Below are 4,517 nucleotides of genomic sequence, written 5' to 3' on the forward strand. Positions count from 1 at the left end.
TCAACTTTCAACTTTCAACTTTCAACTTTCAACTTTCAACTTTCAACATTATCAGTTTAAAGATTAGGAAATTATGAAATATTTAGTAACGGGTGCTGCTGGTTTTATTGGCGCGGCAACATGTCAAAAATTGTTATCGGCCGGCCATGTAGTAGTCGGTATTGATAACCTTAACGATTATTACGATGTAAATTTAAAACTAGCTCGTTTAGCGCAGTTTGAAAGCCATGAAGCGTTTACATTTATTAAGCTTGATATAAGTGAACGCCCAGCAATGAGCGAATTATTTAAAGCACAGCAGTTTGATAAAGTAATACATTTGGCAGCGCAAGCCGGTGTTAGGTATTCAATAGAAAACCCTGATGCTTATGCCGATTCTAATTTAGTAGGGCATTTAAACGTACTTGAAGGGTGTCGTAATAATAAAGTTAAGCACTTGGTTTATGCTTCATCTAGCTCAGTATATGGCTTAAACGAAAAAACCCCGTTTGAAACAACCGACAGTGTTGATCACCCTGTGTCGTTTTATGCTGCTACTAAAAAAGCGAATGAGCTAATGGCGCATAGCTATTCTCATTTATATAGCTTACCTACAACAGGCTTACGCTTTTTTACCGTTTATGGCCCATGGGGTCGCCCAGATATGGCACCGTATATTTTTACTAAAAAAATACTTGCCGGCGACACTATTGATATAAACAACAATGGCGATATGTGGCGTGACTTTACTTACATAGATGACATAGTAGAAGGCGTTGTTCGTGCCGCCGATGTTATACCTGTTGCAAATCCTGACTGGAGAGTTGAAACAGGTTCGCCAGCTTCTAGCTCTGCTCCGTATGCCGTTTATAATATTGGCCACGGTAGCCCAATAAACCTAATGAAGTTTATTGAAGCCATTGAGGCTGAATTAGGTACTGAAGCTAAAAAGAACTTCCGTGAAATGCAAGCCGGCGATGTTTATAAAACTTATGCTGATACTACAGATTTATTTAATGCAACAGGCTATAAAGCGCAAGTTGGAGTTAAGCAAGGCGTAAGTGAGCTTATTAAGTGGTATAAAGACTTTTATAAATAAAGGTTACAATTTGTAAGTCATTAAAAAACACTGTTTTAAATTTAAGGCAGTGTTTTTTAATGTGTTTAGGTTGATTAACCTAAATGCATTAAACCATTGGTAAGCTAAATTTTACTGAAAGTTACTTTTTATTTACCATTCACCTATTTTTAACCTATTAGCTTTAAAAATTATTAATTTACAAATAAAGGACTACTCATGAAAGCTGTTATCCCTGTTGCAGGCCTTGGTACACGTATGCTACCAATGACTAAAGCAATTCCTAAAGAAATGCTGCCAATTGTAGATAAGCCACTTATTCAATATATCGTTAGTGAATGTGTTGCTGCTGGCATTAAAGATATTGTTTTAGTAACGCATAGTTCTAAAAATGCAATTGAAAATCACTTTGATACAAGCTACGAGCTAGAAGCCACACTCGAAAAACGAGTAAAACGTGCGCTGCTTGATGAAGTTCGATCAATTTGCCCGCCAGACGTAACCGTTATGAGTGTACGCCAAGGTGAAGCTAAAGGTTTAGGTCATGCAATTTTATGCGCCAAACCTATTGTAGGTAATAACGATTTTGTTGTATTACTCCCTGATGTAATACTTGATGCATATACAGCAGATCAAAAAACTGAAAACCTAGCTGCGATGATTAAGCGCTTCAATGAAACACAAGCAAGCCAGATTATGCTTGAGCCTGTAGCGCAGGAGGATGTAAGTAAATACGGTATTGCCGATATTAGTGGTGTGCAACTTGCTCCAGGTATGAGTGCAGCAATTAAAACAATGGTTGAAAAACCGGCTGTAGATATTGCTCCTTCAAACCTTGCTGTTGTTGGTCGCTATGTACTTAGTAAAAATATTTGGCCATTACTTGCTAAAACGCCTGTAGGCGCTGGTGACGAAATTCAATTAACCGATGCTATTGATGCGTTAATGACACAAGAAACGGTTGAAGCATTCCATATGAGCGGCGCTTCGCACGATTGTGGCGATAAGTTAGGTTATTTAAAAGCAATTGTTGAATACTCAATGCGCGATGAAAAGCTAGGTAAAGATTTTGCTCAGTATATAAATACCTTTGTTAATGGTAAAAATTAATAACATAGTTAATTTATATCCCCTAGGTGAGGTTTTATACGTCGCTTTTGGTAAAGTTAAGTTAGATGAGCGCGAAGTAAATTCGCACCTACAGGGTGGCATATATTGTAGGTGAGGTTTTACACCGCGCTTTTGGTAAAGCTAGGCTAGTATAAACGCGAAATAAATTCTCACCTACAGGGGGTGTGTATTGTAGGTGAGGTTTTATACCTCGCTTTGGTAAAGTTAAGTTAGATGAGCGCGAAGTAAATTCGCACCTACAGAGGTATATTGTAGGTGAGGTTTTATACCTCGCTTTGGTAAAGTTAAATTAAATTAGCGCGAAATAAATTCGCACCTACAGGGGGTGTATTGTAGGTGAGGTTTTACACCTCGCTTTGGTAAAGTTAAATTACATTAGCGCGAAATAAATTCGCACCTACAGGGTGTTAAAAATTAGCAAATACACCTAACCTAGCAAACGTTTCCCCGTATACATCCTTTCCTTGATACAGCTCAGCTCCCCAACTTTTAGCGCCCATTATTGGTTTACTCAACTTGCGTGTGTACGTTGTTTGCAGTTCATAACTTGTTCTATAGCCACTGCGTTTATTTTCAAGTGTGCGAATTGTCGTATTTAAGCTTTCTATTTTACTTAATTGCCAATGCCAGTTTATGCTCATTGATTTAGCAGGAGTGTAGTCGGTGTAGTCGTGCTCATCACCCGCCCAGTTGCCAATTACATTACCTGAGTTACGGTTACCGTCTAAATATATAGTATTTTTATACCAGCCACCTTGCCAAATACTGTGTTCAAAACGTATGCTATGATCGTTTTTTATAAAAGGTAAATATAGCCCAATGCTGTATGCGTTATTACGTGAACCGCCACCAAGTGTATCTTCTAGTGCAACTTCACCGTATAACTTATAAGGAAGCGTGTAGATACTGTTATTATAAGCAAAGGTAATTGATCCTAACTGATCTCCAAGTTCGTAATTAGCATCTATTTCTTCGGCGTCAGATCTAGTAATATTATCTTTAGCGCCAGGGGTAAAAAAGCCTTCCGCAAAGTCTTTTAACGTAACGCTGCGCGGTCCACCACCGAACTGCATTAAGCGGCTTAAGCCAATTGTTAAATTATCGGTTGCTGCAAAACTAGTGTGCAAACCAAATAAATAGGGCTTACCTGGTGTAAACTCGTTTCCATTAACGGGATCGTACACTCCTTTGCGGATTCCTCTCTGCTCTGTCATTTTACTAATAAACATATCGTAACGAATATTAAAGCTGGTTAGTGGCTCTACATTACTAAGCGTTATAGAAGGCGTTGTTTTAGCTTGTGTGCTTAATAGCATGGCACTATCGTTAAATGGTGAGTACCAATGTTCTCGGTAACCTACATCTAACTGCGCGTATTTATTACCAAGGTAAAAAAAGCTTTGTGTGGGTAATATTTCGTCTTCGTTGGCTATGCCCGCAACACTCACACCAAAGTAACGCCCGAAGTTAGCATAAGCGCCGCCTTCAACAATTAAGTTGGTTTTAGTGGTTTGGCCGCGTTGGTTAGGCAGTGTTTTATCTTTTGTGCCTGCAGCAAGCGTTACTTTTGCAAATGTACCCGCATCGCTTTGAATATAAGGGCTAAGTTGGTACGAAAGTGTTTGATATAATTCTGGGTAAGTATGCCTCACTGTTTGCAACACTCTATAAATATCGTGAGCTTTATAAGGCTTACTCATAATATGTGTATTTTTACTTACGGCTAAAAGTCGTTGTACTTGGTGCTCAAGTTCTGGGGCTTGATTTAAAGGTAAATAAGGTGACACGCCACCTTTAGCAACAGCATTTGCACTGATTGCCATCCCGATAAACAGTGATATTTTTTTGAGCATAATTATTCCGTTAGCAAAAATTTGTTTAAGTAAAAACGTTAACGCGAGGTTAGCAATAAACGCCTAAGTAAGGAAGAAAAAAGCGATATATTAGTAGGGATATATAGGAGTAAGCTATCATTCACAGGGATTGACGCTGCGTTAAATTCGAGCGCGTTTTTGCATGTAGTGTTTTGCTATAAAGCAGGCGGTGAACCCATTTAATAAGTTATACCTACAAAAAATAGATTTATAAGTTATTTATTCACAAAGAGGTTAAGAGGGCGCTACGCTTTAGTGAAGGCAAAAGTAGGTAGTTTATTAAGTATAAATATTAAAAGCTGCGCCTTTCGCGTGAGCAAGCTTTACGCCTACCAGTAAAATTTGACGCCGTGGTTAAATTTACTTGTAGGCGAGCAAAGCTCGTAATTTCTGTGCTTTAGTCTCTTTTCATTTACTCCTCTTTTGCTTCTCTTTGTGCAATAAGGTTTTAAGTA

3 protein-coding genes are annotated in these 4,517 nt (G+C 38.4%); 2 read left to right on the forward strand and 1 reads right to left on the reverse strand.

What is annotated here, in order from left to right:
• Positions 1–73: 73 nt before the first annotated feature.
• Both GQR46_RS16570 and galU read left to right on the forward strand, forming a co-directional pair.
• Positions 74–1,078, forward strand: a complete 1,005-nt coding sequence (locus GQR46_RS16570) for an NAD-dependent epimerase (RefSeq protein WP_165741563.1) — start codon at positions 74–76, stop codon at positions 1,076–1,078.
• A 198-nt stretch (positions 1,079–1,276) separates the two neighbouring features.
• Positions 1,277–2,167: a UTP--glucose-1-phosphate uridylyltransferase GalU gene (galU, locus tag GQR46_RS16575; protein WP_165741565.1), complete on the forward strand. Its 891-nt coding sequence runs from the start codon at positions 1,277–1,279 to the stop codon at positions 2,165–2,167.
• Between the two features lie 428 nt (positions 2,168–2,595).
• Here galU and GQR46_RS16580 read toward each other — a convergent pair whose 3' ends face one another.
• Positions 2,596–4,041, reverse strand: a complete 1,446-nt coding sequence (locus GQR46_RS16580; protein WP_165741567.1) for a capsule assembly Wzi family protein — start codon at positions 4,039–4,041, stop codon at positions 2,596–2,598.
• Positions 4,042–4,517 lie beyond the last annotated feature (476 nt).

It is taken from the genome of Pseudoalteromonas sp. Z1A6 (assembly GCF_011378745.1).
GTDB lineage: Bacteria > Pseudomonadota > Gammaproteobacteria > Enterobacterales > Alteromonadaceae > Pseudoalteromonas > Pseudoalteromonas arctica.